The 25,940-nt window shown below is 34.6% G+C and carries 25 protein-coding genes; 16 read left to right on the forward strand and 9 right to left on the reverse strand.

Annotated elements, in window-relative coordinates:
- The first annotated feature begins 123 nt into the window (after positions 1-123).
- The 3 genes from QSV08_RS02695 (at position 124) to QSV08_RS02705 (ending at position 2,781) form a co-directional block, all read left to right on the forward strand.
- Positions 124-1,059, forward strand: coding sequence for a DUF6929 family protein (locus QSV08_RS02695; protein WP_324026354.1), 936 nt, complete (start codon positions 124-126; stop codon positions 1,057-1,059).
- A gap of 16 nt (positions 1,060-1,075) precedes the next feature.
- A complete protein-coding gene (locus QSV08_RS02700) occupies positions 1,076-1,771 on the forward strand; it encodes a DUF1963 domain-containing protein (protein ID WP_324026356.1) in 696 nt (231 codons plus the stop codon).
- A 74-nt stretch (positions 1,772-1,845) separates the two neighbouring features.
- Positions 1,846-2,781, forward strand: coding sequence for a hypothetical protein (locus QSV08_RS02705; protein ID WP_324026358.1), 936 nt, complete (start codon positions 1,846-1,848; stop codon positions 2,779-2,781).
- Positions 2,782-2,803: 22 nt separating this feature from the next.
- On the opposite strand, the gene QSV08_RS02710 is transcribed toward QSV08_RS02705, so the two are convergent.
- Positions 2,804-3,418, reverse strand: a complete 615-nt coding sequence (locus QSV08_RS02710; protein ID WP_324026360.1) for an FMN-dependent NADH-azoreductase — start codon at positions 3,416-3,418, stop codon at positions 2,804-2,806.
- Positions 3,419-3,533: 115 nt separating this feature from the next.
- Here QSV08_RS02710 and QSV08_RS02715 point away from each other — a divergent pair, with 115 nt between their 5' ends.
- The 8 genes from QSV08_RS02715 to QSV08_RS02750 all read left to right on the forward strand — a co-directional run bounded on the left by QSV08_RS02715 (position 3,534) and on the right by QSV08_RS02750 (position 14,080).
- The gene (locus QSV08_RS02715; protein ID WP_324026362.1) at positions 3,534-3,899 is read left to right on the forward strand and encodes a winged helix-turn-helix transcriptional regulator; all 366 of its coding nucleotides are present in this window, start codon (positions 3,534-3,536) and stop codon (positions 3,897-3,899) included.
- A 65-nt stretch (positions 3,900-3,964) separates the two neighbouring features.
- Positions 3,965-4,828, forward strand: a complete 864-nt coding sequence (locus tag QSV08_RS02720) for a hypothetical protein (RefSeq protein ID WP_324026364.1) — start codon at positions 3,965-3,967, stop codon at positions 4,826-4,828.
- Positions 4,829-5,030: 202 nt separating this feature from the next.
- Positions 5,031-5,639, forward strand: a complete 609-nt coding sequence (locus tag QSV08_RS02725) for an SMI1/KNR4 family protein (RefSeq protein ID WP_324026366.1) — start codon at positions 5,031-5,033, stop codon at positions 5,637-5,639.
- Positions 5,640-5,765: 126 nt separating this feature from the next.
- A complete protein-coding gene (locus QSV08_RS02730) occupies positions 5,766-6,557 on the forward strand; it encodes a hypothetical protein (protein ID WP_324026368.1) in 792 nt (263 codons plus the stop codon).
- 195 nt (positions 6,558-6,752) lie between these two features.
- Positions 6,753-7,886 (forward strand): amidohydrolase, encoded by a 1,134-nt coding sequence (locus QSV08_RS02735; RefSeq protein WP_324026370.1) that lies wholly within the window; start codon positions 6,753-6,755, stop codon positions 7,884-7,886.
- Positions 7,887-7,919: 33 nt separating this feature from the next.
- Positions 7,920-9,479, forward strand: a complete 1,560-nt coding sequence (locus QSV08_RS02740) for an arylsulfatase (protein WP_324026371.1) — start codon at positions 7,920-7,922, stop codon at positions 9,477-9,479.
- A 226-nt stretch (positions 9,480-9,705) separates the two neighbouring features.
- Entirely contained in the window at positions 9,706-12,897 is a 3,192-nt protein-coding gene (locus QSV08_RS02745) for a glycoside hydrolase family 2 TIM barrel-domain containing protein (protein ID WP_324026372.1), read from the forward strand.
- 49 nt (positions 12,898-12,946) lie between these two features.
- A complete protein-coding gene (locus QSV08_RS02750; protein WP_324026374.1) occupies positions 12,947-14,080 on the forward strand; it encodes a formylglycine-generating enzyme family protein in 1,134 nt (377 codons plus the stop codon).
- 10 nt (positions 14,081-14,090) lie between these two features.
- Here QSV08_RS02750 and QSV08_RS02755 read toward each other — a convergent pair whose 3' ends face one another.
- Positions 14,091-14,786, reverse strand: coding sequence for a LytR/AlgR family response regulator transcription factor (locus QSV08_RS02755; RefSeq protein ID WP_324026376.1), 696 nt, complete (start codon positions 14,784-14,786; stop codon positions 14,091-14,093).
- Between the two features lie 220 nt (positions 14,787-15,006).
- Between QSV08_RS02755 and trxB the strand changes: the two genes are divergently transcribed.
- Positions 15,007-15,984, forward strand: a complete 978-nt coding sequence (gene trxB, locus QSV08_RS02760) for a thioredoxin-disulfide reductase (RefSeq protein ID WP_324026378.1) — start codon at positions 15,007-15,009, stop codon at positions 15,982-15,984.
- Between the two features lie 74 nt (positions 15,985-16,058).
- On the opposite strand, the gene QSV08_RS02765 is transcribed toward trxB, so the two are convergent.
- The 7 genes from QSV08_RS02765 to QSV08_RS02795 all read right to left on the reverse strand — a co-directional run bounded on the left by QSV08_RS02765 (position 16,059) and on the right by QSV08_RS02795 (position 22,447).
- Positions 16,059-16,505 (reverse strand): hypothetical protein, encoded by a 447-nt coding sequence (locus QSV08_RS02765; protein ID WP_324026380.1) that lies wholly within the window; start codon positions 16,503-16,505, stop codon positions 16,059-16,061.
- A gap of 129 nt (positions 16,506-16,634) precedes the next feature.
- A complete protein-coding gene (locus QSV08_RS02770) occupies positions 16,635-17,678 on the reverse strand; it encodes an aminotransferase class I/II-fold pyridoxal phosphate-dependent enzyme (RefSeq protein WP_324026382.1) in 1,044 nt (347 codons plus the stop codon).
- On the reverse strand, positions 17,678-18,691 hold the full coding sequence (locus QSV08_RS02775) for a dipeptide epimerase (protein ID WP_324026384.1): 1,014 nt from the start codon (positions 18,689-18,691) through the stop codon (positions 17,678-17,680). The genes QSV08_RS02770 and QSV08_RS02775 overlap by 1 nt, the downstream gene beginning before the upstream one ends.
- Before the next feature lie 90 nt (positions 18,692-18,781).
- Positions 18,782-19,513: a head GIN domain-containing protein gene (locus QSV08_RS02780; protein ID WP_324026385.1), complete on the reverse strand. Its 732-nt coding sequence runs from the start codon at positions 19,511-19,513 to the stop codon at positions 18,782-18,784.
- A gap of 113 nt (positions 19,514-19,626) precedes the next feature.
- The gene (locus tag QSV08_RS02785) at positions 19,627-21,420 is read right to left on the reverse strand and encodes a PspC domain-containing protein (RefSeq protein WP_324026388.1); all 1,794 of its coding nucleotides are present in this window, start codon (positions 21,418-21,420) and stop codon (positions 19,627-19,629) included.
- Positions 21,421-21,422: 2 nt separating this feature from the next.
- Complete coding sequence (locus QSV08_RS02790; protein ID WP_324028344.1) at positions 21,423-21,758, reverse strand: PadR family transcriptional regulator; 336 nt, start codon at positions 21,756-21,758, stop codon at positions 21,423-21,425.
- A 206-nt stretch (positions 21,759-21,964) separates the two neighbouring features.
- Positions 21,965-22,447, reverse strand: coding sequence for a DUF4870 domain-containing protein (locus QSV08_RS02795; RefSeq protein WP_073245173.1), 483 nt, complete (start codon positions 22,445-22,447; stop codon positions 21,965-21,967).
- Positions 22,448-22,641: 194 nt separating this feature from the next.
- Between QSV08_RS02795 and QSV08_RS02800 the strand changes: the two genes are divergently transcribed.
- The 4 genes from QSV08_RS02800 to QSV08_RS02815 all read left to right on the forward strand — a co-directional run bounded on the left by QSV08_RS02800 (position 22,642) and on the right by QSV08_RS02815 (position 25,714).
- Positions 22,642-23,103, forward strand: a complete 462-nt coding sequence (locus QSV08_RS02800) for a DUF4442 domain-containing protein (protein WP_324026390.1) — start codon at positions 22,642-22,644, stop codon at positions 23,101-23,103.
- A 5-nt stretch (positions 23,104-23,108) separates the two neighbouring features.
- Positions 23,109-23,618: a hypothetical protein gene (locus tag QSV08_RS02805; RefSeq protein WP_324026392.1), complete on the forward strand. Its 510-nt coding sequence runs from the start codon at positions 23,109-23,111 to the stop codon at positions 23,616-23,618.
- A 261-nt stretch (positions 23,619-23,879) separates the two neighbouring features.
- Positions 23,880-24,770, forward strand: a complete 891-nt coding sequence (locus QSV08_RS02810; RefSeq protein ID WP_324026394.1) for a DUF6268 family outer membrane beta-barrel protein — start codon at positions 23,880-23,882, stop codon at positions 24,768-24,770.
- Between the two features lie 146 nt (positions 24,771-24,916).
- Positions 24,917-25,714, forward strand: a complete 798-nt coding sequence (locus QSV08_RS02815; RefSeq protein WP_324026396.1) for a TIGR00266 family protein — start codon at positions 24,917-24,919, stop codon at positions 25,712-25,714.
- Positions 25,715-25,940: the final 226 nt, after the last annotated feature.

Consider the following 25,940-nt stretch of genomic DNA (forward strand, 5'->3'; position numbering starts at 1 on the left):
CCTTAAATCAATGGCTAAACCTTTCCTTTTTTATCAAAGCAAACGAATAGGAAAATTAGCTATAACCGATGTTCATTATCTTGCATTTGATATTGATTTTAAAAATTTACTTTAGAATATAAAATGAAAATAAGCATAGTGATAATAGCCTTGTTGCTGATTGTGGCTTCATGCAAAAAAGATAGCTTAACTTTTGAAGTCGCTAATAGTCAAACGATTCAAAATTTACCAAGTGGTTCGGGTATCGTTGCTATAGAAAGCGGTTTTTATGCGATTGGTGATGATTCTCCGTTTTTGTACCTCATAAATACTGAAGATGAAATCATTTCTAAAACACCAATATATGCAACGGAAAATGTAGCGAATGGAAGAATTGTAAAAGAAGACAAGCCAGATTTTGAATCATTAGAAGTGATTACTGAAAATGAATTGATCGGCTTTGGTTCGGGTTCAAAATCACCTAAAAGAGATATTTTTTTACACATTTTCTTAGAAAGTGAAATTAGAGTTAAGACTTATAATATTTCTGATTTCTATAATAATTTAAGAAAATTGAAAGTAATGGAAAATGAAGACCTTAATATAGAAGCTGTAGCTTTTCAAAAAGGTCAAATCTATCTTTTTAATCGTGGCAAGAATTTAATTTTCAACTTTGTTTACAAAGACTTTCTGGCATATATAAAAGATTCAATTTCTTTTCCTAAGCCAATAATAACTGAATTTCACTTACCAAAGATAAACGGAGTTGAATCGGGATTTTCTGGAGCTACCATTTTAAAAGAAGAATCAAAGATTCTATTTACCTCGTCAGTAGAAAACACAACCAATGCTTATGATGATGGAGAAATATTAGGTAGTTTTATTGGTACAATTGATATGGAGGCTGCTAACGTTTTAAATTCATATGAAGCAGTTATTATACCGAATATAGAGAACCCCTTAAAGGTAGAATCTGTAGCAATAGTAGATAAAATAGAACCTGGGGAATATAAAGTGGTGCTTATAACAGATGATGATAAAGGAAATTCTATTAAAATTGACGGTCTAATCGAGTGGTAATTTAAATAAAACAAAATTGACGATTAAAGATATAAAGGACAAAATTTCTAAAGACGCTACAGTTTTTAAAGTAGGTGGGTTTAGACCAGAAAACACAATTGAAGAAAGTTGGATAGGGAAGGTTACTGCGTATAAGTCTGATGAAACAATTCCGACCGATAAGAACGGAGAATTGATGCTCCCATTGGCTCAAATTTATATTCCGAATCTACCTTTTATTCATCCGAACTTATCGAAAACAAAAATACTAACGGTTTTTATCTCAAATGAATATCCAGAATGTTTTGAGAAAATGGGCGAAAATTGGGTCATCAGAGAATATGAAAATTTAGATAATATTTCGATTAAAGAATTATCAAATCCCAAATCGTTTATAAAACCGTTTCCTTTAAAAGCTGAAATAAATAAAGATTGCCCCCTGTGGGATGGTGGTGGTTTATCATCTGAAATGGAAGAGTTAATTAATGGGCTTGAAGATAGTGGGGAAATTGATAGTTACTATGACATAGCAGATTTTCACCAAAAGGAGCATAAAATGGGTGGATTTCCGTCATTTTGCCAATCAGGAATTGATTTTGGAGAAGGATTTGAGTTTGTATTGCAAATTACGTCTGATCAAAAAATCAACTTAAATGTAATAGACAGCGGTAGTTTAATGTTTGCGAAAAATGACCAAACTAATGAATGGAGTTTTTATTATGACTTTTACTAGCAACTATCTACAGAAGCATATATGAAAATTACGATTAAGTTATTATAAATTTAGCACCTAGAGATAAAGCATAAATGGGAACTTGGAATTCAGAAATTTTTGGAAATGATACTTCATGTGAAGTTCAAGAATATTTTTATGAAAAATATAATTTAGGGCTTGAGCCAGACGAGATATCTAAGTTAATCACGCAAAAGTTCAATTACAGTCTTAATGATTTTGAAGACAAGAACAATGTACTTTTTGCTTTGGGCTTTTGTTTGTGGGAAACAAAAAGTTTACGAACACCCGAACTAAATGAAATAGAATCTATCATTGAAAGAGGAGAAGATTTGAAAATTTTGAAAGGATTAAATGCTACCGATGACTTTTTAAATGAACGGCAAAAGTATTTGGTTAAATTTCTAAAGAAAATCAGTGTTGAGAAATCTAATCCAAAAAAACGAAAAAAACCACCAAAAGAAATCAATGAAATTATACAAACAGGTAGTTGTTTAAGTTTTGAGTATGAAAAAGGCACTTATGGTGGTATTATAGTTATTGACAGCGAGTATTTTAATAATAGAGGTGAATTAAGGTTTGCACTAACAAACATTTATCAGAAAGAAATACCGGACTTTAATACATTTTTAAAAGCAAAAATCAGAAAATTTAGTTGGGAAACCGTTTATGGGCAGGCAAATAGAAAAGCTGCATTTGAAGACAAAACGGCTAGAATATGGACTTATCCATTATCTTATGAAAAATCAAAAGAAAGAGAGCAATATTTTTCATTTAACAACACGTTTTTTAAAGTCTGCGGGCAACTGCCCACTTTTACGCAATGTTTGTTAGGTACCTCTGGTATTAGAGTTGAATATAAGAAGGAGTATAGTGATTTTGAAAATTCATTAATAGAAGAACTATTGTATTTAACAGATTTAGATGACGAACAAGCGGCATCATTTTCTGAAGAAAATATTGAAGAGTTAAATCTGTTGTTAATTAACAAAAGCACCACTAAAAAGTGATGCCTTTTATTTTAATTTCTGTTTAATACCAGGTATTACTTACGGTTTTAATTTCTTCTTTAGCATCTGCTATCATTTGCTCAGATTTATCGGCATATTGTATCATTCCAAACTTATTAATAGCTTCAGCCGAAATTCCCATAAAATTAAAAGCTGTCATTAAAAAAGGAGTTGCAAAATTTACACTTTTGTAAGGTTCTATTGAAAAATCACTGCCACTTGTCATTAAAACCAAAGCTTTAGTGTTTTTACACAATCCTTTAATACCAGTATCTGTATAAGTAAAAGTCTTACCAGATTGTATTACAGCATCAAACCAAGCCTTTACTGTTGCAGGTATTGAGAAGTTATGCATAGGGCAGGCTAAAACAACAAAATCTGTTTCAAGCAATTGTTGCATCATTCTGTCATTCTTAGCTAAAATATTTTGCTGTTCATCACTAAGTTCTACTCCACCAAAATTTCTATTTACATAAAGGTTTAAATGCTCTTTTAATAATAGATCTGGTGCTTCTTCTGCTAGGTCAACAAATGTTATTTCTGTTTTATCTTGATTGTTTTCTATAAAAAAATCAAGCATTTTTTTTGTATTAGAGTTTTCTCTAGGGGTATAGCTAATTACTAATGTCTTTTTCATTTCTAGTTTTATTGTAGCATGCAAATTTATAGTAAATTTGATATATAAAGTATACCGCTATACTATAGTATAGCGGTATACTTTCGTATAGCATTTTTTAAAAACGTGTTCAAAGATGGATGTAAATAAGAATAAAGGAGATGGTTACACTCCAACAGAATGTAAAAAGTTTATTCTACCGGTAAGAGATGTGATCGACATAGTTGGTGGAAAATGGAGATTACCAATTATAATAGCACTTTCATTTAAAATACAACGTTTTAAAGAATTAGAAAGACAAATTGAAGGAATAACTCCAAGAATGCTATCAAAAGAATTAAAGGAGTTAGAGGTAAACGGATTGGTCAATAGAGAAGTGTTTGGCACTATGCCAGTGTCTGTTCAGTATTGCCTTACTGATTATGGTAAATCATTAGATAAGGTAATTGAGACTATGAGAGATTGGGGCTTAGCCCATAGAAGTAAAATAATAAATGAGTAAAAAAATAACGTACATCAAATATTACCTTTTACTAAACCGTTAAAATCAAATAACCAATAATAATTATGAATAAACGATTAAACTCAGTACTAATTTTAACGCTCACACTTTTTATATTTAATAGCTGCGCTGAAGAAAAAATTAAACCAGAATCTGACTTAAAGAAAATGAGTATTTCTGGAAATGTAAAATCCATGAAAGAGACCAAATATACCTCTCTAGAAGATTTTAATAATGGTGTAGGAATGTCTGAATTAATTCATTTTGATGATGAAGGGTATAAAAAGGATATAGAATCTTTGGGCTCAGACGGTAGCTTATCTTATAAAACTGAATTTACCTATAATGATAATCATAATTTAATAACAGAGCGGTCATTAAATTCAGATGATGAACCAATAAAAGAGATACGATATTCTTACGATGAAAGAGGGCGATTACTAAAAGCTGATCACCCAAAAGATGAGGCATTTTATACACAGTTTACATATGAGTATGACGAAAAAGACAATTTGGTTTTGGAGCAGACTTACAATTCTGATAATACCTTAGATACAAAATCCACTTTTACGTATAATGAAAAAAATCAGCTAATAGAAGAAAATTGGTTCTATGCAGACGGTGCTTTATTTGTAACCTTAAAATCTAAATATGCAGGTTCAGGCAAGAAAAAATATGAGTCTAGGTACCGTAGTAATGGCAATTTATTTATGAGTATTGATTATAATGAAAATGGTGACGAATCTGTAATATTGGATTATGACCCATACAGTCAGTCTGAAGTTCGAATTTCTACAGCAATGTATAAGATTGAATATGAGTATGATGAATCTGGAAATTGGACTAACCAAAAAACACTAGAGAACAATACACCTAGTTATTTCATTGGAAGAGAGTTAGAATACCGTTCTCTACATTCTGTTAAATAGTACTTTTTAGTATAGTATATACATAGAGCATCACTGAAAAGCGGTGCTCTTTTTGTGTTATTATACGATGGTATACCTAGTATATAGTAACTTGTTGTTTTATAATTCTATTAGCAACAACCAAAAACTGTAGTATTAAATCTATATGAAAGCATCAAACAATAAAGATTAATTTGATTAATAAGAATGAATATTTTAAAGAATGATAGACATTAAACTTAAATCAGACATAATCATTCCTTTTGATAAGATTGGGGAAGATAGTTGGCTTGAAAAATCTAACTATATAATAAAAGAGCTTGCTGATTTTTGGGAAGATGAAATAGCAGAACCAATTGGTGTTGAGAGTATATTAGAGCTAGAAAAAAGGCTAGGAACTACTTTACCTGATAGCTTAAAATTGTTTTATCAAAATTTCGGAATTGCAGGAATAGGGGAGGTGTTGCAAGGTATAGATGAAATTGGTTGGATAAAAGATATATGGAAAGACCAACCTCAATACGGACCAGATTTTACAGCTGAGGATAAGAAATATTTACCTTTTTTAGTTTCTTTTAGTGATTATTTGGGCAATGGTAATATGTTTTGTTTTCATAGCGAAACATTAGAAGTTTACTATTTTGATCACGATACACAACCATATTTGACAAAATTATTTGATGATGCAGGCGATTATTTAAAAGGGTGCTTGATCTCTTGTCAGTCAGATTTTTTTAATCAAGAAATCGGTCAAAAAACAGTCGATGCATGGTGCGAAGAAATTCTGGATGGAATTTATGGACATGATGTTGTTAGAAAGTGGAAGTATTAAAAATCTAATACAAACATTATATACCTGCTTTAAGCGTTAACATAGATATATGAGTTAATAGGCAGGTAATAGATTTTAAATATTACGTCAATAAGAATATTAATAATAAACCATAAAAATAAAAATATGGGTTGGGACATAAGCTATCATCCAATATCGGAGAAACAAATAAGTGAATGGTATTTTGATGTGCTAGAAGATCAAAGTCTAATAGACAAATTAGCGACCGAATACAAAATCGAAGATTTTTATAAAGAGAAATACAAAGAAACAATTGCAGTTGGTTCAGAAACTAAAGACACTGATATTTTTGATAAAAGTCACGGTTATTATGCTGCAGTCGCACAAGGATTTTTTCAAAAGTTTTTCTATACCAGGGGTGCTGCTCTTTCCTTTTCAGAAAGCGGTTTATTAGAAAGTTATTTTAAAAACTGGGATCAAATACTACCAAAAGAAAAACTGACAAGTAATGTGAATAATAGAATCATTGAAAATTATTGTTCAGGTGTTTACATTCCGGCAAATATGGTTGTTGAATTGTTGAAGGACTATGAAGTTAATGCTGAAGTAAAAAATGAATTAGATAATTTGTTTTCTTTCGATAGAATTAATGTATTTCTTAAAGCATTGAACTATGCAAAAGATAATGAATTAGGCTTGTTAGAAGCTACAGAGGTTGTTGAGCCTAACCCTATGGATCTTAATAGTTCTTCTTGCTATTCTAATCTATTTAATTGTGATCCAGAAGGTGCAATGCTATATAAAAAAGCAGCTATGGAGCAGATAGCAGAAATTGAAAAAAGAGAAAAACTAAAAGAAGGAGAAATTTCATCTAATGCAGAATACAAAATCACTAATGTAGAAGCAGACGATACACCTGCGAAAAAAGGATTTTGGAAGAAACTATTCGGTAAATAAAATCTAAGATTAGACCAAGTCTGATAGTTAGATTTTTATTTTAAAATTAGGATAAATAGTGAATTGAAATACTATAAGTTGATAGTTTGAACAAGTGTAAATCTGTAATTGATTGCGTTTATGAACTTTAGTTTTCTATTTCTAAAAGTTAATTATTAATTACCAATCGAGCTGTAATCAAACTATATTTATAGTATGAATAAAACCTTGGTTCAACTAAGAAAACAACTACACCAAAACCCTGAACTTTCAGGTAAGGAGCATAACACAGCAAAACAAATTATTGAATTTGTAAAAGAATATAACCCCACAGCGATTATTAGCGCTATTGGTGGGGCAGGGGTCGCTGTTGTTTATGAATTTGAAGAAAATGGACCAACAGTCGCTATACGTTGCGAGTTAGATGCCTTACCGATAATTGAAGAAAATACATTTGAGTATAAATCTGATAACTACGGAGTGTCACATAAATGTGGTCATGATGGTCATATGACGATTGTAGCTGGTTTAGCTGAATGGTTATCATTGGCTGAGTTAAATAAAGGAAAAGTGATTCTGCTTTTTCAACCAGCCGAAGAAACAGGGGAAGGTGCTGCAAGGGTGTTAGAAGATGCAAGGTTTTTAAACCTCGATCCCGATTATGTTTTTGCGCTTCATAATTTACCAGGTGAGAAGATGCATTCTGTCATCGTAAAATCAGGTTTCTTTACAGCTACAGTACAAAGCTTCAAAATTCAATTAACAGGAAAGAAATCGCATGCTTCTGAACCAGAAAACGGAGTGAACCCTGCAATGGCAGTTGCAGAATTAATTCAAGTATTTGATACGTTTTCGAACCCGAATGCTAATAGTAAAAATTTTGCGCTGCTGACTCCTATTTGTATTGATTTAGGAGAAAAGAATTACGGTATTTCTCCCGAAAATGCAGAACTACATTATACCATTCGAACTTGGAGTGGTGAAGTTATGACCGCTTTAGAAAATCAAATAAAACAAGCGGTAAGTGAAATTTCAAACACCCATAAATTAAAAGCAGAAATAGATTGGTTCGAGTTTTTTCCGGCTTCAGATAATAATAGCGAGTGTGTTGCTTTGATTGAAAAAGTAGCGAACCTAAATCAGGTTGCGTTAGTTGAGCATCCGAAGTCATTAAAATTTGGAGAAGATTTTGGGTGGTTTTCATCAAAATATAAAAGTGCCATTTTCGGATTAGGGGCAGGGGAAGATCAGCCTGCCTTACATCATTCTGACTACGATTTTCCCGATAAGCTCATAGATACTGGGCTTTTAATGTTTAAAGGTTTGATTACCGATATTTTAGGAAAATAGGTATCTTTAAGACAACCAACCTATCCACCAAAAATGAAAAATTCCTTTCTATTATTCTTTCTGGCTATTCAGCTTTTTTCTTGTCAAGATGAAAAGAAAATTGAATCGCCAATAGCGCAAAAACCAAATATCATTTACATACTGGCCGACGATTTAGGCTACGCCGAAATAGGTGCTTTCGGTCAAGAGAAAATAGAAACCCCCAATATTGACGCCTTATCAAAAGAGGGCATGATTTTTACACAGCATTATTCTAGTGCTCCCGTTTGTGCACCTGCCAGATATATGTTTTTGACCGGTAAGCATGCAGGCAATTCTTTTATTCGTGGTAATGATGAGTGGAACGACCGTGGTGATGTTTGGAACTATAAAGCCATGGCAAAAGATTCTACCTTAGAAGGGCAAAGACCCGTGCCAGTAGGTACCAAAACGCTTGCCAACTACTTAAAAGATGAAGGGTATAAAACAGGTCTGGTTGGTAAATGGGGATTAGGTGCGCCGCATACACACTCCATACCCAATGAAATGGGATTCGATTTTTTCTACGGATTCAATTGCCAGCGACAGGCGCATACGTATTATCCGTTGCATTTGTACAAGAATAGAAACCGCGTGCATTTGGCGAATGATACGGTGGCGCCAAGTTCACCCTTCCCAAAAGGCTTAGACCCAAAAAATCCGGAGAGTTATAAAGACTATACGCTTACAGATTACGCTCCAGACTTAATGTTTAAAGAGCTTACAGGCTTTGTAAAGGATAATAAGGACAATCCGTTTTTCTTGTATTGGGCAACTCCCATTCCGCATGTGGCATTACAAGCGCCGCAGCGTTGGGTAGATTATTATGTGGAGAAATTCGGACCAGAAGAGCCGTATTTGTCGGGTGAGGGTAACGGTTATTTTTCGCACCAGACTCCCCATGCAGCTTATGCTGCCATGGTTTCTTATTTCGATGAGAATGTAGGTAAGTTGGTGCAGCAGTTAAAAGACGAAGGAATTTATGATAATACACTGATTGTTTTTACGTCAGATAACGGACCAAGTTATGCAGGTGGTGCAGATCCTACATTTTTTGAAAGTGCTAAACCTTTTGAAGGTGAGTATGGCAAAGGAAAAGGATTTGTGTATGAAGGCGGAATAAGAGTGCCTACATTTTTTACCTGGCCAGGAAAGATCGAACCTAGATCTACAAGCGACCATGCCTCTGCACATTACGATATGCTAGCAACTTTTGCCGATATGTTAGATTTTGAAAAACCGGCTACAGACGGAATTAGCTTTTTACCCACATTATTGGGCGAGGAGAATCAAGTAGTGCATGAGTTCATGTATTGGGAATTCCCTGAATATGGCGGTCAAGTAGCGATTAGAATGGGCGATTTTAAAGTCATTCGCCAACATTTAAAGGATGACAAGCAGCCAACCTTAGAGCTGTATAATTTAAAGAGCGATCCAACAGAAAAGAATAATATAGCTTTAGATCATCCTGATATTTTAGAAAAGGCCGCAGCAATATTCAAAAAAGAACACACCAAACCAGATACCGAGCGTTTTCAGATTCCACTGCTAGAAAACGGATTATTAAGTAATTAAGAACATAGCATTTGTTAGAGCATCATTTTATATGGTCTACAACATAGTATCCTTTTCAAATTCGTAAGTTTAATTGTATTTTGCAAGGATGGAATATTTGGTAGTATCTGAAATACTCAGGCACTAAAATGTGAATTTCTATAAATTACAACAGCTAAAATGCGAAATCATTACAATAGTGGTGAATTAGCATAGATTGAAACTAACACACTTGAACAACTAGAACATGAAAAACTGTATTAAAATTTGCGTACTCGGCATCTTTTTATTCACTGCGTTTATAAATGCACAAGCTCCGAAATGGGAAAATCCGGAGTGGGAGAATCCTGAAATATTTCAAATTAATCGCGAAGATCCAACAGCATCTTTATATCGTTATGAGAATGCAACGTCGGCTCTAGCAAATGAAAGTTGGGAGAATTCCTCTTTCTATCAGTCTTTAAATGGGGAGTGGAATTTTAACTATGCGGCAAGCGTACCAGAACGCCCAACTACTTTTTTCAATGCTGGTTTCGATACATCAGCGTGGGATAAAATTACGGTGCCATCTAACTGGGAACTTAAAGGTCATGGTACACCGATTTACACAAATGTGGTATATCCTTTTCCGAAGAATCCGCCATTTATTCCTCACGATATCAACTCCGTAGGTAGCTACAAACGCAGTTTTGAAACTCCTAAGAATTGGGATGGTAAAGAAGTGTATTTGCATTTTGGCGGCGTAAGTGGTGCCATGTATGTATATATGAACGGAGAAATGGTGGGGTATAGCGAAGGCAGTAAAACGCCTGCAGAATTCAATATTTCGAAATACCTGAAAGAGGGCAAAAATGATTTATCTGTTCAAGTATTACGTTGGTCAGATGCCAGCTATCTAGAGGATCAAGATTTTTGGCGTTTAAGCGGTATAGACAGAGATGTGTATTTATATGCAACCAATAAAGCGACTATAAAAGATTACATGGTAGTGGCAGATTTAGATGACACCTATACCAACGGTAAATTCAGTTTAAATTTAAAACTGGCGAATACAGGCAAAAAGCAAAAAGGTACCCAAATAGAAGTAACCTTATTAGATGGTGCTAAAGAAATATTTAAAGTAGACCAGAAAATAGATGTAGTTGAAGGCACAACCACAGTGAAATTCGCGCAAGAAATTCCAAATGTAAAAACATGGAATGCTGAAAAGCCAAATCTATACACGCTACTTTTTACGTTCAAGGATAAAAAAGGAAACACCACCGAAGCAATCAGTTCTAAAATCGGATTCAGAAAAATCGAAATCAAAAACAATCAGTTTTTGGTAAACGGTATGCCTGTATTGATAAAAGGGGTAAACCTTCATGATCATGACGAAGTTACAGGTCATGTTATTAGCGAAGAAATTACCTTGAAAGATATGGAGGTAATGAAGCAAAACAATATCAATTCCATTCGTTGCAGTCACTACCCTAAAAATGAGTTTTTCTATAGAATGGCAGATAAGTATGGCTTTTATGTGGTTGATGAAGCCAATATTGAAATTCATGGTATGGGAGCCACCAACCAAGGTTTAGATGGCGATGAAGCCGCAATTGCCATTCACCCGGCATATCGCCCAGAGTGGAGAGAAATGCATTTAGACAGAACGATTCGTATGTTCGAGCGCGATAAAAATTATACTTCTATTGTTACTTGGTCATTAGGAAATGAAGCCGGTAACGGTCAAAACCTTTTTGATACCTACGATTGGTTGAAAGCACATGAAACTACTAGACCCGTGCAGTATGAAGGAGCAACAAATTTCTCAAATACAGATATTCAGGCACCAATGTATTCTAGGGTTGACCAAACTATCGCATATGCAGAGAATAATCCGAAGAGACCTTTGATTCAGTGCGAATATGCACATGCGATGGGTAACAGCGTTGGAAATTTACAAGAGTATTGGGATGCTATTGAAAAGTACGATGTATTGCAAGGTGGTTTTATTTGGGATTGGGTAGATCAAGGATTAAAAGCAACCAATGAAGATGGCGTTGAGTTTTATGCCTTTGGTGGTGATTTAGGCGGAGCAGAATTACAGAATGATAATAACTTCTGCTTGAACGGATTGGTAGATCCTGATCGTTCTGCGCATCCGGCTTTGTATGAGGTAAAAAAGGTGTATCAATATGTAAAGTTTAAGGCTGAGAATCCGAAATCTGGAAAAATTAGTTTAAAGAACATGTATGATTTCACCAACTTATCTGAATATGCTTTTTCATGGAGATTATTAGAAAATGGGGTAGAAGTAGGGCAAGGTAATTTGGCAGATGTAGATATCGCGCCGTATGAAACTAAAGAGGTTCAAATAGACTTACCAGAATTGGCAAATGCAGGTTCTGAATATCATTTGAATGTTTATATGACGACAAAAAAAGAAAGTGCCTTAATACCTGAGCATTATTTATTGGCTTATGAGCAGTTTCAGTTAACAGATTTCAACCCTTCCGTATTTGAAGAAAATATCGAGGGCTTGATGGTGACTAAAATTTATGAAACCATTATTGTAAAAGGTGACGGATTTGAAATCGGTTTCAATAGTAAAGACGGTACCTTATCATCTATCGATTACGGACAAGGGAATCTATTACAAAAAGGACCGACCGTAAATTTCTGGAGAGCACCAAATGATAATGATTATGGCTACAATATGCCTAAACTTTTAAAGAAATGGAAAGAAGCTACCGACACCCAAAATATAATGAGTTTAGAAGTAAACTCAAATGAGGGTAAAAAGATTATAGATGCTGTTAAGCTAACTGCTAATCCGTTTAAAATTAGAAAAGATTTAAAGCTGAGTGCAGATTACGAATTACCTGCTGTAAATGGTCAAGTAAATGTAACCTATACTATAAATACTAAGGGTGAAATATTAGTACGCACCGAGTTAAAAGGTATGAGCAGCGATTTGCCAATTATGCCAAGATTTGGTAATAATCTAATTATTGATAACAGCTACGACCAAGTAGAATGGTATGGTAGAGGAGAACACGAAAATTATTTAGATCGTAATACTTCTGCTTTGGTAGGTGTGTACGATGCCAATGTTTCCGATTTGTATTTCAAATATATTCGTCCGCAAGAGAATGGAAACAGAACAGATATCAGAACCTTGTCATTCGAAAATAAGGATGGAAAAGGAATAAAAATAACCGCTCCAGAATTATTCTCTTTCAGTGCGCACCATCAGTTGAATTCAGATTTTGATGAGGGTATGCAGAAAAGACAGCAGCACACTTACGATATACCAACAAGAGATTTAATTAATATCAATATCGATCATAGCCAAATGGGTGTTGGTGGTGATAATAGCTGGGGATTACTACCGATGGAGAAATATCAGATTCAACCTGAGAACCTTTCTTTTGAATATGTAATTAGTCCCATTCGTTAAAATCGCAGTATTAGAGTAGAATTTAAAGAAGAGAAAGTATATTTAGCGCATGAATAAAAGTGTACAGTTTTTAGGTTTGGGTTTACTAATATTTGGTATGGTAAATTGTAAGTCAGAACCCAAAGAAAACAAAGTTCAAGAAAAAGTTGCAGCGAAGGTTGAAGAAACCGAACAGGTAGTCGAGCATACTTTACTAAGTGCAAAACCTGAAGAAGTATCAGCTCCCGATGGCATGGTTTGGGTTTCTGGTGCAACTTTTAAGCAAGGAGCCGTAGATACTGATAAAGCGGCAATGGACCATGAAAAACCAGCAGTTGATGTAATAGTTGACGGATTTTTTATGGATGTCACAGAAGTAACCAATGCCCAATTTGCAGCATTTGTAAAAGCTACGGGCTATGTAACGGTTGCCGAAAAGGGAATTGATTGGGAAGAACTTAAAAAGCAAGTACCCGCAGGTACCGAAAAACCACACGATTCTATATTGCAACCAGGATCATTGACATTTAAAAAAGCGAAATCAACAGTTCCGAATCTATATGACTTCTCACAATGGTGGAACTGGACGATTGGTGCAGATTGGAAACACCCAAACGGACCTAAAAGTAACATTAAGGGAAAAGATAATTACCCCGTAGTGCAAGTATCTTATGAAGATGCTTTGGCATATTGCGAATGGGCAAATAGACGTTTACCAACAGAGGCAGAGTGGGAGCTGGCATCTAGAGCAGGTTCATATGGCACCATCTACAATTGGGGTGATGACGAATCTGTTTTAAAGGAAAAAGCAAATACTTGGGAAGGTGAGTTTCCTGTAAAAAATACTATTGCTGACGGTTTCGAGTTGCGTGCCCCTGTAAAATCATATCCTCCAAATGCATATGGGCTATATGATATGGCAGGTAATGTTTGGGAATGGACGAGCGATTGGTATAATACCAATTACTATAAAGAGATAAAGGCTAAAAATACGGTTTTGGTAAATCCTGCAGGAGCAGAAGCTCCGTTTACACCAAACAATCCACTAGCAAAAGAACGTGTAATAAAAGGCGGTTCTTTTTTATGTAGTGCATCGTATTGCGCTAGTTACCGAGTATCTGCAAGAATGGGCTCTAGTATGGATTCTTCTTTAGAACATACAGGGTTTAGAACCGTTGCAACGGTTGATATGATAACCGAATAATATAGTAGGTTTAATCGATACAATTTAAAAGCTGGTCGAGTTCAACTATTTTGGCTCGGCTAATCGGAATTTTCTTATTCTTAATTTCAATGAATTCGTGGTTATAGCGCTCCACCATTTTTAAATTAACGATGTACGATTTATGAATTCGTATAAAATTCTCTGACCCAAGTCTTTTGTTAAAAGCATTCATGGTAGAGAGAATAATGTAGTTGCGTTCTTCAGTGACCACTTTTACATAGTCGCCCAAAGCTTCAACATATAATATGCCATGCATATTAAGCTCTACCTGCTTAAGATTGTGCTTTACTACTAATTTGCTTTCGGGTTGTTTCTTTTTTATCGATTTCGCCTTATCAATGGCTTTGGTAATCGCAGCTTCGAACCTAGTATTGCTAAAAGGCTTTAAAAGAAAGTCCGTTACATTAAATTCAAAAGCATCAAGGGCATATTTCTGATTCTGACTCGTAATAATAACCTGCGGACGAATTGTTAGTCCGGCTAAAAACTCGAATCCATTCATTACGGGCATTTCAATATCAAGAAATAAGAAATCTATTTTTAAACCATTTACTTCAACTAAGCTTTCGGGGCTAGCACTAGAAGAATATAATAGCTTCAGGTTTTTATTTTTCTCGATAATTTGCTCAAGAAGTTTTCGCTGCGTGCTAGAATCTTCTATGATAGCGCATTTAAAGGTTTTCATTCGATAATAATATAAGTTCTACTATACATACGTAAAGAATGGGGGAAAGTTCATTTTACTTCATTTTTCTTGACTTAAAGCTAGAAAAACTGGCGAAAAATAGTAAATACTTATCTTCATAACTAATTATCATATAAAAACTTTTGATAACTATATTGTAAGTTTTTGGTTCAAAAACCTACTTTTGTAGTAGAGAATAAGAATTGAACCACTTGATATTATGTCTGATAAAATAGAACGTGTAAAAACATTGATTATAGGATCTGGTCCTGCAGGGTATACAGCAGCTATTTATGCTGCCCGTGCAGATTTAAAACCTGTTATGTATACAGGTATGGAGCCAGGAGGTCAATTGACCACCACCACTGAAGTAGATAACTTTCCAGGATACCCAGAAGGTATCGATGGACCTACAATGATGGTGCAATTACAACAACAAGCTGAGCGTTTTGGTACCGAAGTTAGAATTGGTATGATTACTTCAGTTGAGTTTTCAAAAGAAAAAGGAGGTATACATAAAGTAGTTGCCGATGGTGAAAAGCAAATAGAAGCTGAAACTATTATTATTTCTACGGGTGCTACTGCTAAATATTTGAATATACCTAGTGAGCAACGTTTACGTGGCGGCGGAGTATCTGCTTGTGCAGTTTGTGACGGCTTTTTCTATAAAGGACAAGATGTAGCAATAGTTGGTGCAGGTGATACTGCGGCAGAAGAAGCATCTTATTTGGCTAACATTTGTAACAAAGTAACGATGTTGGTGCGTAAAGATGAAATGAGAGCGTCTAAAGCGATGCAACATAGAGTTCACAGCCTTAAAAATATTGAAGTACGTTACAATACTGAAGTAGATGAAGTTTTAGGTGAACAAGTTGTTGAAGGCTTACGTATGGTAAATAACCAAACAGGTGAGAAAGAAGAAATTGCCATTACAGGTATATTTATCGCCATTGGGCACAAACCAAATACCGATATATTCAAAGGTCAATTAGATATGGACGAAACGGGTTACCTAATTACAAAAGGGAAATCTACCAAAACTAATTTACCAGGTGTATTCGCTAGTGGAGATGCTCAAGATAAGGAGTATAGACAAGCAGTTACAGCTGCAGGGTCAGGCTGTATGGCTGCATTAGATGCAGAGCGTTACCTGGCATCAATTGGTTCTGTTGAAGAAGCAATTGCAGATAAGTACTAGTAATTAGTATAGCATAAAATACAAAAGAGCCCATTCGTTAGAATGGGGTCTTTTTTTTTGTTGAATGTGTTCAGTTAATCTATTCGTACATAGTTTTCAGAGAATGTTCTATTACCTTCTTCATCTAAACTTATTTGGCTAAATCTGTCATCGTTAAGTTGAAGTTCAAAAGTGAAAATTCGCATGGTATCCATAGCTTGAATCATTTCATTATCACCATATTCTAACGTTTCCATTAATCTGTCATCAGTAATGTTATAAGTGCCGTAACCGAATCTGCCAATTTTATCTACAGGTACATATCTCGACCACATAATTTTACCGTTATAGTACATTTTAACCTGTCTGTACCCATCGGCAGTTGGTACGGTGTCGATAACTTGTTGTCCGTCATAATTATAAAAACTTTCCAGTTCCCATGTACCTTCTATGGTATGCATGTAATTTTCGTTGATGGAATTTGTTGAGGCGGCCGATACCAATAGTAGCATCAGCAATACCAATCCTATAATTTTTTTCATAGTGGTAAGGTGTTAGTTAATAAAAGAGTTGAATGTGTACTAAAAAGATACGAATTAAATATCAGAATTTAACAAAAAATAGCATCAATAATTACGAATAACATAATGATAATTAGGTAATTGTAGTAATTATTGCAGGTTTGAAGTGTATGCGTTAAGAATGGCGCAAAGTTTTAAAATGTCTTCATTGGTGTGTGAGGCGCTTATAACAATACGACTCATGAGGGAATCATTTTCTGTTGGATACCTGAAATTAGTAACTATGATATCATTTTCTTCCAGGTAATTAGCAAGTATTTCATTTTGAAAATTAAAGGTAGGATGCCCTTCCGCATAGACAAAAAGAGACCTATTTGATATGTTTTTCAAGAATAGATTCAGATTTTCTGCCAATTGTATTCTTTTAGTTGTGATAAGTGAACTGGCATCTCTTAAAGTTGCTAAAGCAGCAGGTGTTGAGGGACTAGCCCCGCCAAAAAACTGCGTATTTTTTAGGGCATTAATCATATTGTTACTGCCAAATATCGCACCGGCTTGAATACCAAAACCTTTACCTAAAGAGCAAGAAACTAAAAGTTCTTTTGGTGCTAGTGATTGTAGAAATTTGAAACTACCTCCACCATTTTCACCAGTAATGCCTATTCCGTGAGAATCATCTACAACTAGAATTATATCTTTCAATGGTAGATTTTTAAGAAAGTTATAATCGGGATAATTATCACCATGAAAATCAATGCTATCTAAAAAGAGAACAGGTGTTTTATTAGAATTCTGTTTGATAGCATTTTCAAGCTCGTTCCAGCTTTGAAATAATTCTTGTTGATTTCTAAATAAGGCAGAATGCGTATGTGGCGCATAATACAATTGATAATTGGGTGGACTAAAATAGTTGCACACCAACTGACCGGCGAGATAACCAGAAGACATCGTCACACAAGCTTCACTACCAATTATTTCAGCTAAATAAGCATCTACTTCATCAAAAATTGATATTCTAATATTTGATTTACGAGACGCACTATATGCAGTGCCATATTTTTTAATATTATAGATGAACAATGATTGAAACTCGGTATCGGTTTGTAGCCCTAAATATGAGGTGCCGCCAAAGTATAGGTATTCTTTACCATCAATGGCAATAGTTCTATCGGGAAATTCATCAATCGTAAACATTAATCTAACAATTGAACACCGCTACCGGCAAGTTTTGAAAAGATAACTTTTCCGTCAGGTTCAATATGAACTCCCGTTGCAATATCACTTTTCAATAATAATGCTCCGTCCATATCCACATAATCTAATTGCGTAATCAGCTGCGCAATAGCAGAAATACCAACGGTCGATTCTGTCATACAACCTACCATAACACTTATACCTAATTCTTTAGCTCTTTTTATCATCCGTAGGGCAGGGGTTAGTCCGCCACACTTGGTCAACTTAATATTTATACCACTAAAATGTAGTGCACATTTCTCAACATCGCTTTCTACAATGCAGCTTTCGTCGGCAATTACAGGTAATACGCTGTGGTGCATAACTTCTTCCATACCAGACCAATCATCAGCTTTTAATGGTTGTTCTAAAAACTGTACGCCCAGTTCCTTTAAAAGCGGAGCGTTAAATATAGTTTCTTCGGCTGTCCAAGCACAGTTGGCATCTATTCTAAAAATTGCATCGGTATGCTTTCTTAATTCACGAACAATAGCAACGTCATCGCTAGTGCCTAGTTTAATTTTATAGATAGGCCACGGCATTTCTTGCATTTTGGCTAACATAACATCAATAGCAGCAATACCTATAGTATAGTTGGTTGTTGGATAGTTTTCGATGCTTGTACCCCAAATCTCATAGAGTGGCTTGCCTAGTAATTTTCCATACAGGTCATGTGCTGCCAAGTCTAAAGCACAAATGGCAAAGTTTGATAAACCTTTACCTACTAAAAACGCATGAAAAACTTCAGGCTTTGTGAATTCAAAATTTTCAATTTCAGAGGATATGGCATTGATTTCATCCATCATACTCTGTGTAGTAATTTTGTAATACGGATTTGAGGTAGCCTCACCATACCCGGTTTTTCCATCTAAAGATAAAGATGCAATCATAGTATCTTGAAAATCATGAGATTCTCTAGAGATACTAAAAGTATGTTTTAACGGTAATGTATATTTCTTAAGGTGTACTTGCATACCACTAATATACAGATTAGGGGTATACAAAAAAATGAAAACCCACTGATATTTCAGTGGGTTTTAAAGTTGAATTGATTGAAGAATAATTTAGTATTTATGAACACTACCAGAAACCGATTTGTTCTTTTGAACAGATGGGTCGCCTTTGTATAATATATTACCACCACTAGAAGCTTCTGCGGTTAAATCATCGGTAACGTCGATACTTATATTTGCACCACTACTAGCATCTGCAGTAGCCACTAAAGTAGTTAAGTCTTTAGCTCTAATATTTGCACCACTACTAGCATCAACATAAACTTCTTTTGCAGTACCTTCTAAAGTAATATTTGCACCACTACTCGCATCTATATCTATGTTGGTTGCGTAGACATTTGCATTGATAATGGCACCGCTACTCGCATCGACCTCTAATTTATCTGATTGAATTTTATTTTCAGTAGTTACATGAGAACCGCTAGAAGCGTAAATACCGGTAACGTTTGGCATTGTTACATATATCTTTTTAGTCGAGCGACCAATGTTTTCAATACAGTGAATTTTTAATTTTCCGTTTTTAATATCCGTTCCAATTAAGTCAATGATATTCTCATCTGCTTCAACGGCAATATCAAAGTCTGCACCTTGGGTAACAAATACCTCTAAACCTTCAGAAGCTGATACTTCTGTAAATTCGCCGGTAATCTCTCTAGTTTCTTCAACGACTACGCCGTTGCCTTTTTCGCCAGATCCAAAATCTCCGAAGTTAATATCAAAGCCACAAGATGAAAGTAATAGGGCTAATACGAGTGCTACTGTTATTCTTACTAATGTTGTCATGATTGTTCGTTTTTTGATTGATTACTATTTTATGATGATGTAAAAATGATTGTTTTCTAACTCTTTTTCTATTTATAAATACTGAATTGTTGTTTTAGATGTCTGAACTGTAATTAGTTGATACTATCGTTGGTGTTAACCTTAACGCCGTTTTCATCTAACTTCATTTTAAACGATTCTCCGTTATCATTAACATCGATGTCAATTCCGTTTTCGTTGATAATGATTTTACCTTTATCGCCATTATCGTTGATATTGATATCGATGCCATTTTCGTTGATATTGATGCGATTAGAACCCGTATCATCTTCATCTTCCATTTCAATAAAATCAGGACAGTCTTGACATTCAAGCTCTCCGCTTTCGGTCATTTTCCAGATATAGCCTTCTAGACCTTCAACATCTCTATCGGTATTTACAGTCGTAATCCAATCTCTAGAATTTGTTTGATCATAGGTTAAAATGGTACCTACTGGCAAGAATATATTAACACGTACCTCTTGGTCTTTAAACTTAGGGCCTTGTGTGGTCAAATAGTCATCAAAAGAGATCGTATTACCGTTTACTTCATATTCATATATGATCTGACTAGCAATATCTTTAGCTTCTCTATTCGACGGTCCGTCAGCTTCTTTTCTAATTTGAACACGAACTAAAGTGTCTTTCGACTTACGAATACGGAATCTAACATCATCAGAAACCAAAACCTTATTACCAGCTTCGTCATAAGAAATAAAGGTATCGCCCATATGCATATCCTTTTCATAATCGTACTCATCTGTACCTACTAACCTAATATTTAAAGTATCTGAAGGCATGATAGAAGTTATTTCACTTTCTACAGAAGTACTACCAGTATACGCATGTGCTGCAGCTTCTCTAATACCAAAGACGACTAAACATATAATTGAAATCAGCCATAATCCTAATAAAGAGAATTTAGCAATGGTACCAATAGACTTTAAGTTGTTTACCAATATTTTTAATCCTAAGTACATTAAGAAGAAAAACGGAATACCGATTGCAAAAAATGCAAGTAATGATACTACCCAAATAGGTAAGTTGGTAGAGTTAACTACATTATAGAAATCAATACCAGGTACATGAATGATATCTAAAATACCCACAGTAAACATACCTACAAAAAGACCTATTAATGTAGCGGCACCAATGATAACTAAAAGAATACCAATGAATTTGCCGAAGATTTTAAAAAGGAACATTACGATATCACCAAAGGTGTCAAAAATCGTTTTACCTCCTTTTTTGACGGTGTCACCTACTTTTTCATAGTCAACACTTTTTACACGATCCGCTACGTCATCAAAACCCTCTTTAACCTTACGCTCAATATTACTGATGTTTACAGTCTCACCACTCATATCTAATTTTTGAGCAGTTGTTCTAGCTTCAGGAATAAGGATCCAAAGTAAACCGTATATAAAGATGAATCCGCCCCAAGTGAAAATGGTCAAGAAAATCCAAAGTAAACGAATCCATAACGGATCAATACCGAAGTAATGTGCTAAACCAGAAGATACACCGGCAACATATTTCTTTTCGGTATCTCTATATAATTTCTTTACTCTTTCTTTAGTCGAAGAAGAAGTTTTGGCTCTAGGTTCATCTTCAAAGATGTCTTCATCGACCATATAATCTTCAGGTTGCCCCATAATGGCGATAACTTCATCTACTTCTTTTTGAGTAATTACCTGTCTTTCATTCTCTAATTTATCATGAAAAAGTTCGGCTATACGAGCTTCTATATCTGCAATGATTTCATCGCTGCCTGGCGTGTTAGCAAAAGAACGTTTTACAGATTCTAAATACCTACGCATTATATTGTATGCCTCTTCGTCTATATGGAAGAGCATGTTTGCTAAATTTATATTTACTGTTTTGTTCATGATTAGCTGTTTTTTGAGTTGGTTACCAGGTTGGTGGCTTTTCTTAATTCATCCCAAGTGGTATCTAATTCTTTAAGAAAAAGTTTACCGGTTTCAGTTAGGGTGTAGTATTTTCGTGGCGGTCCAGAAGTAGATTCTTCCCAACGGTAGTTTAGAAGACCCGCATTCTTTAATCTTGTCAGTAGCGGATAGATAGTACCTTCCACTACAAGCATTTTTGCATCTTTAAGCGTAGCTAAGATTTCAGAAGCATATTTATCATGCCCATTTAAAATGGACAGGATACAATACTCCAAAACCCCTTTACGCATTTGTGCTTTTGTATTTTCTACATTCATAATCTCTTTTTGCTTTTTATGCAGTCCCGCTTTCGGAGGGGATTGCTCCATTGTCTCTGTTGTCTGCATAGATTAACTGTTCGTTTTTTGATAGACCCTTCGACAAGCTCAGGGCAGGTGAATAAACATCCTGATTGATTTTTTGATTGATTAATAAACTCTTAAGGGTGTGATGAATACCCGATATATAATATAAACTGATGATTCTATTTTATAAATTTTATAGTGAAAGGATATTCAAAAACCTCCCCTTCATTTGTTTTTATAGTTGCTAAAATGGTATACACGATATTGATAATAAATAAGGCAGATTGTGCCAAACCAAGTAATGCTACGGGTATCATCCACGGACCAAAAAAATCGTCAGAATCAAAATTAAAATTGATGTTGTTGAAACTGTGAATATTTGAAAAGCTGAAATGATCAAAGTCAAAAATATTAGGAAGAAAGCCGCCTAAGAAAAAAGGGATACTAACCATACCTACAAGAATAGAGTAGAGGAGTATGCTAATTTGAAAATTCAGCGCTTGTTTACCGTTATGATCTACAAATTCATATTCCTTTTTACTTGCCGTCCATAATACTAGAGGAATGATGAAGTTCCCGAACGGAAAAAAGAATTTAGAGAACGTACTCGCATGTATTAATGCAGAGAGGTTTCTTTCGTGTTTAGTTACTGATTCTGTCATGATTGATTCGTTGGTGATGATGATTGATTATAATACTATGTAAAAGCCAATTACTTTGATTACCTATTAACTTCCTATGCAAATATATGTCTAAAAAAAGGTACTATGTTACGCATAGTACTAATATTTAACAATATATTAACATTTTAGTATGCAATTAATAATGGCTATTTTTATAAAAATTATAAGATAATATGGCGGTAACACCTAGTAAAATCAACATGTTCTCATTTTTTAAACTACCGTCTGCATGGTGGTGTGGGGTACGTTTAAGAGAATTAGATAAAAACAGGTCAGTAGTGACTGTAAAGCACAGATGGTTCAATCAGAATCCGTTTAATTCGATGTTTTGGGCAGTACAGGGTATGGCGGCAGAGTTGACCACAGGGGCTTTAATAATTGATCAAATCGAAGCATCTGGAAAGAAAATTTCGATGTTAGTAGCGAACAACACCGCTAATTTTTCAAAGAAAGCAACAGGTAGAATTACATTTACATGTGAAGACGGACATTTAATAAAAGAAGCGTTAGATAAAACGATTGCCACCGGAGAAGGACAAACCGTTTGGATGAAATCTGTGGGAGTAAATACAGATGGAGTAGTGGTAAGTACCTTTAAGTTTGAGTGGACGTTGAGGTTGAAGAAGAAAAAATAGTCACTATGAAAGAAGGAATACGGTTTAAGGAAACACAAAAATTTACACAATGGTGGTTGTGGTTGATTATACTTGCTCCAATAATTTTATTTGTTATAAAGGTTATAAGCACAAGAATATATGTATTTGGTGGTTACGCTGCAGCTGAAACAAGTAATACCAATATGATATGGATTGCCAATAGAGTAACCCTAGGTGAGTTATTACCATATTTTTTTTATTTACTAACTGTATTGTTTTTGGTATTAATAAAACTAAAGGTGGTGGTTTCTGATAAGAAAATTAAAATTCGTCATCTTTTATTTTTTAGTAAAATCATTGATTTAAATGAAGTAGTAGAACAACAGATTATTAATTATGATTTTGTAGGTTTTGGTATCAGAAAAATTAAAAAGTACGGTACTGTTTATAATGTTAAGGGAAAAGAAGGCATTTCCTTAACACTTAAAAATGGAAAGAAATACCTTATTGGTACGCAAAAGCCAAAAGAGCTTCTCGCAGCAATCCGCAGTTAATTAAATACTTTTTCAATGGAATGAGCTTTAGTACTTTGATTAGTTTCAATTGCATAATTCCGAATTTAAAGCTTTCCATTTTTGGGTGTTTCTTAAGATTTACTAAAATATTTTGATTGGTAGATTAAATTTACCCATTGCTCTATATACTGTTTCTACATATATATTAAGATTGCTGATACTTTAGATAATGTTCACTTTTATGGTGTATAGAATGGCTAAGACTATTCTTGTAATCATAATATTAATAGTGTTCAGAATATGAAGAAAGTATCGATTTTTTTAATGTTGGTTATGGTAAGTTGGGTTTACGGGCAAGAAACAGATGATATTTATATACAATCAGAGTTTTTACCTAGTAGTAATGTTACTGATATTTTTAAATTAAAAGCGGGTTTGGCTATCCCCCTTATTAATACTACAACAGAAAAATTTACTGTAGGAGGGAAATTAGAAAACACAACATTAAGTTATATAGATGATGATGTACCCTTTGAAACAGATGAAATAGAAACCTTTAATTCTTTTAGTATACGTTTTACTTACCAAAGAAATTTAAGTGAAGATTGGAGCATATTTGCCATGCAAGAATCTCAAATATCCTCTAATTTTAGGAATGATAATATAGTATCTGATGATATATTTTTTAATGCCATGCTTACCTTGAGTAAATATAACGGTGGAGATAATAGTATGCTAACCTTTGGTGCGGCTTATGATATTAAATATGGCTTGTACTACCCAATTCCGGTAATAAGCTATGCCAGAAGACTCAATGACAATTGGGCTTACAAGGTTGGTGTTCCAGATAGTCGTGTTAAATATACTTTAGCAGAAAATCATGATTTTGAAGGTTTTGCCACTTTAAGCGGTTTTACTGGTAATATAAATGATGAAGTAGAGGTCTATAAAGAAGACTATAGCGGTACACTAAGGCAAACAAGTGTATTGGTTGGTCTTGGTTATAATGTTGGTTTATGGGATAAATTTACCGCAACGGCACAAGGTGGCTATACTGCTTATAACCGCATGCAGATAAAAGATTACAGCAATAATGAAATTTACGATTTTGATATGTCTAATAGCTTTTACTTCAATGTAGGGGTAAAATATACCTTCACGAACAAAACTAATGATAGAGAGGTGTACTAAAATAATCTCGAAGTAAAATTTTAGGTAAAGCTTGGTAGTGTATTGTTATTGTTATTTGAGCTAACTAGTTTTAAAAGTAAGGTGGTAATTTGTAACAAAGTTGCCACCTTTACTACTTATAGTTATCAATCAAAAACAATGTACAAATGAACGCACACGAAATAGATTACCAAATTTTTGGAGAAGAAATGCAATATGTTGAAATAGAGCTTGACCCACAAGAAGCAGTAGTAGCCGAAGCTGGTAGCTTTATGATGATGGATACCGATATTAAAATGAGCACCATTTTTGGTGATGGTAGCAATCAAGACAATAGTGTTTTAGGAAAGATTTTTTCTGCAGGTAAAAGAATGTTGACAGGCGAGAGCCTTTTCATGACGGCATTTTTAAATATAGGTCAGGGTAAAAAGCAAGTTAGTTTTGCTTCTCCGTATCCTGGTAAAATTCTACCTATTGACTTATCTGAAATGGGTGGCCGTTTTATCTGTCAGAAAGATGCCTTTTTATGTGCAGCACAAGGAGTTTCCGTAGGTATAGAATTTTCAAAGAAACTTGGTCGCGGTCTTTTTGGTGGTGAAGGCTTTATCATGCAAAAATTAGAAGGTGACGGTATGGCGTTTGTTCATGCTGGTGGTACATTGGCAAAAAAGACTTTGGCACCCGGAGAGGTTATAAAAGTCGATACTGGTTGTATTGTAGGTTTTACCAAAGATGTAGATTACGATATTGAATTTGTAGGTGGAATTAGAAATACCGTTTTTGGTGGAGAAGGATTATTTTTCGCAACCCTTCGCGGCCCTGGCACCGTTTACATTCAGTCCCTACCATTTAGTCGCTTAGCAGGTAGAGTGCTGGCATCTATACCAAGAGGAGGAAAAGATAAAGGAGAAGGTAGTATTCTAGGTACACTAGGTGATATTGTTGGTGGAGATAATAGGTTTTGAGATTTAAGTACGAGGTACGAGGTACTAGGTACAAGGTACAAGGTACAAAGTACGGAGTATTAAGTAGTTTGTTTGTATTTTGAGAAGAGAATAAAGAATATAGAGAATAGACTTGTTTGATTCAGACATTTTAGGAGAATTTAGCGAAGCTAAATTGTAGTTTTAGCAAAAGCCAAAAGCCAAAAGCCAAAAGCCAAAAGCCAAAAGCCAAAAGCCAAAAGCCAAA

It is taken from the genome of Maribacter sp. BPC-D8 (genome assembly GCF_035207705.1).
Taxonomy (GTDB): domain Bacteria; phylum Bacteroidota; class Bacteroidia; order Flavobacteriales; family Flavobacteriaceae; genus Maribacter.

Coding starts and splice junctions, on each gene's coding strand:
- QSV08_RS02695 (WP_324026354.1), top strand. CDS start 124: ATGAAAATAAGCATAGTGATAATAGCCTTGTTGCTGATTGTGGCTTCA.
- QSV08_RS02705 (WP_324026358.1), top strand. CDS start 1,846: ATGGGAACTTGGAATTCAGAAATTTTTGGAAATGATACTTCATGTGAA.
- QSV08_RS02710 (WP_324026360.1), bottom strand. CDS start 3,418: ATGAAAAAGACATTAGTAATTAGCTATACCCCTAGAGAAAACTCTAAT.
- QSV08_RS02715 (WP_324026362.1), top strand. CDS start 3,534: ATGGATGTAAATAAGAATAAAGGAGATGGTTACACTCCAACAGAATGT.
- QSV08_RS02720 (WP_324026364.1), top strand. CDS start 3,965: ATGAATAAACGATTAAACTCAGTACTAATTTTAACGCTCACACTTTTT.
- QSV08_RS02725 (WP_324026366.1), top strand. CDS start 5,031: ATGATAGACATTAAACTTAAATCAGACATAATCATTCCTTTTGATAAG.
- QSV08_RS02730 (WP_324026368.1), top strand. CDS start 5,766: ATGGGTTGGGACATAAGCTATCATCCAATATCGGAGAAACAAATAAGT.
- QSV08_RS02735 (WP_324026370.1), top strand. CDS start 6,753: ATGAATAAAACCTTGGTTCAACTAAGAAAACAACTACACCAAAACCCT.
- QSV08_RS02740 (WP_324026371.1), top strand. CDS start 7,920: ATGAAAAATTCCTTTCTATTATTCTTTCTGGCTATTCAGCTTTTTTCT.
- QSV08_RS02745 (WP_324026372.1), top strand. CDS start 9,706: ATGAAAAACTGTATTAAAATTTGCGTACTCGGCATCTTTTTATTCACT.
- QSV08_RS02750 (WP_324026374.1), top strand. CDS start 12,947: ATGAATAAAAGTGTACAGTTTTTAGGTTTGGGTTTACTAATATTTGGT.
- QSV08_RS02755 (WP_324026376.1), bottom strand. CDS start 14,786: ATGAAAACCTTTAAATGCGCTATCATAGAAGATTCTAGCACGCAGCGA.
- trxB (WP_324026378.1), top strand. CDS start 15,007: ATGTCTGATAAAATAGAACGTGTAAAAACATTGATTATAGGATCTGGT.
- QSV08_RS02765 (WP_324026380.1), bottom strand. CDS start 16,505: ATGAAAAAAATTATAGGATTGGTATTGCTGATGCTACTATTGGTATCG.
- QSV08_RS02770 (WP_324026382.1), bottom strand. CDS start 17,678: ATGTTTACGATTGATGAATTTCCCGATAGAACTATTGCCATTGATGGT.
- QSV08_RS02775 (WP_324026384.1), bottom strand. CDS start 18,691: ATGCAAGTACACCTTAAGAAATATACATTACCGTTAAAACATACTTTT.
- QSV08_RS02780 (WP_324026385.1), bottom strand. CDS start 19,513: ATGACAACATTAGTAAGAATAACAGTAGCACTCGTATTAGCCCTATTA.
- QSV08_RS02785 (WP_324026388.1), bottom strand. CDS start 21,420: ATGAACAAAACAGTAAATATAAATTTAGCAAACATGCTCTTCCATATA.
- QSV08_RS02790 (WP_324028344.1), bottom strand. CDS start 21,758: ATGAATGTAGAAAATACAAAAGCACAAATGCGTAAAGGGGTTTTGGAG.
- QSV08_RS02795 (WP_073245173.1), bottom strand. CDS start 22,447: ATGACAGAATCAGTAACTAAACACGAAAGAAACCTCTCTGCATTAATA.
- QSV08_RS02800 (WP_324026390.1), top strand. CDS start 22,642: ATGGCGGTAACACCTAGTAAAATCAACATGTTCTCATTTTTTAAACTA.
- QSV08_RS02805 (WP_324026392.1), top strand. CDS start 23,109: ATGAAAGAAGGAATACGGTTTAAGGAAACACAAAAATTTACACAATGG.
- QSV08_RS02810 (WP_324026394.1), top strand. CDS start 23,880: ATGAAGAAAGTATCGATTTTTTTAATGTTGGTTATGGTAAGTTGGGTT.
- QSV08_RS02815 (WP_324026396.1), top strand. CDS start 24,917: ATGAACGCACACGAAATAGATTACCAAATTTTTGGAGAAGAAATGCAA.